The sequence below is a fragment of the Acinetobacter sp. 102 genome (genome assembly GCF_037028485.1).
In the GTDB taxonomy this organism is placed as follows: domain Bacteria; phylum Pseudomonadota; class Gammaproteobacteria; order Pseudomonadales; family Moraxellaceae; genus Acinetobacter; species Acinetobacter higginsii.
Genome location: NZ_JAZEZK010000053.1, coordinates 1 through 1,583, shown reverse-complemented (window position 1 = coordinate 1,583; position 1,583 = coordinate 1). Strand labels below are relative to the sequence as shown.

At 42.2% G+C, this 1,583-nt stretch carries 2 protein-coding genes; both read right to left on the bottom strand.

The features are described from left to right. Window positions 1-50: 50 nt before the first annotated feature. Complete coding sequence (locus WA352_RS21665) at window positions 51-710, bottom strand: PD-(D/E)XK nuclease-like domain-containing protein (RefSeq protein WP_033134757.1); 660 nt, start codon at window positions 708-710, stop codon at window positions 51-53. Next, window positions 710-1,582, bottom strand: a complete 873-nt coding sequence (locus WA352_RS21660; RefSeq protein WP_033134756.1) for a recombinase RecT — start codon at window positions 1,580-1,582, stop codon at window positions 710-712. Before WA352_RS21660 ends, WA352_RS21665 begins: the two co-directional genes overlap by 1 nt. Window position 1,583: the final 1 nt, after the last annotated feature.

Genomic DNA, 1,583 nt, shown 5'->3' with positions numbered 1-1,583 from the left:
CACCATGACTGCAAGCACAGTCAAAATTAAAAGGCCAAGTTTGAGTTCGATCATGCTGCCACCTTTCCTTTGCTACGCTCAGCAAATAGTTGCTCGTAGTAGTTTTGACAGTGCGGAATTTTGTCTTTGATCTTCTGAATAACCGATTCATCACGCTCAATAATCACAGTCGTCTTGCGCTCTCGAATATCAATTGCTTCGACAAGATGAACCAACTGATCTATGTCATCCCAATCTTTTAAAAGTTCAGGCGGGCAAGGGAATAACCAAAAATCAACATGTGCAACTTCGCAATCGTAAAGCCACATATACGCCTGCATCTGCACGTCATAGCCTGCCTTTTTGACTTTCTCCATTGCTTCATCTTGGAAAAATGGATGTGTGCCAATATCCCAAGTAACCTTAGTGTCGATAATGAGTTTTCGCTCAAGATCAAGCACATCACACTCACCAGTGATTAGTTTATTTTCAACACGCCCTACGTGTTTTTGGTAATTGCGGAAACGCATCTTGCCTGACATTTCGATTGCTAAATCTTCTAGCAAGTTTCCTTTTGCTGTGTACTGATTACCTGTGAATGAGCGAAAGCCATATAGGTCCTCTTTCACGATGTCACGGATAGCTGATTTTGCTGTGTCGCTGATGACAGCCGCTTTAGAGCGACCATCACCAATTAATTTATGTAGAGAAGAACAGCGGAATAGTTTCATCACTGAACCTCCACTGCCACACGTTGAGCATCTGTTAGCGAATACCCATCCAAGATATAAGCCTTGTCGATTGCGCCAACATTCAACTGTTCTAGTGCTGCATTAAACTCATCGTCATTCAGTGTTGGTTTTGGTGCTTCTAAGTCTGCAATTGATTCTTGATGGTCGATGTATTCAAACTCGTCTTTATCCACATCACGAATGATTGCCTGATCTGCCATTTGAGCTTTTTGCATATCAATCGAAAGGGGTGCTTGCTTCGATAAAAGCAGCTTTAACACGGTTTTGAGCGCCATTGCTTCAAACTGGTCTTTCCACACGCCATAACCTTTTTTGGCTGTTTGGCTGTACTTATTGGCGTGCTTCATTACTTCTTCTTTACTCATGTAAAGTTCAGCAGTGAAGCCATTAATTAGCTTGAAAAACGCTACATATCCAATCGGATCACCACTTGGCTTGACCGACCAATCAAACTCATAGCCAAGCAAAGGATTTTCACTAATCAATTGACCGTTATAGACTGGCGTTGCAGCAATGCGGCTGAACTGACCAGAACGTTGTGCTAACTGGATGTATCCCTTGTACCCAAGTTGAAATTGGGCCTCAATCTTGTTTTCCTTGTTGTTCTTAAAAGGAACAATGTAGGCAAAACCAAGATTGTTATTGATTGGCAGATTCAGCGTTGCAGCCATACATGCAGCACTAAAAATAGTTTGTGGGTCAGCATTTACCAACATCGAGTTGCTGTTCACGATCTGCAATACAGACGTTGCAAAAGCAGGAGCATTCTTGCCAACAAGTTCTTTTAGCTTTTCCTGAACCATTGGCTTTGCGAAAAAGTCCTTAGCGTTATGTTTTACTGGTGCATTCATC

Excerpts from the sequence above, each read along its gene's own strand:
- WA352_RS21665 (WP_033134757.1), bottom strand. The coding sequence starts at position 710 with ATGAAACTATTCCGCTGTTCTTCTCTACATAAATTAATTGGTGATGGT.
- WA352_RS21660 (WP_033134756.1), bottom strand. The coding sequence starts at position 1,582 with ATGAATGCACCAGTAAAACATAACGCTAAGGACTTTTTCGCAAAGCCA.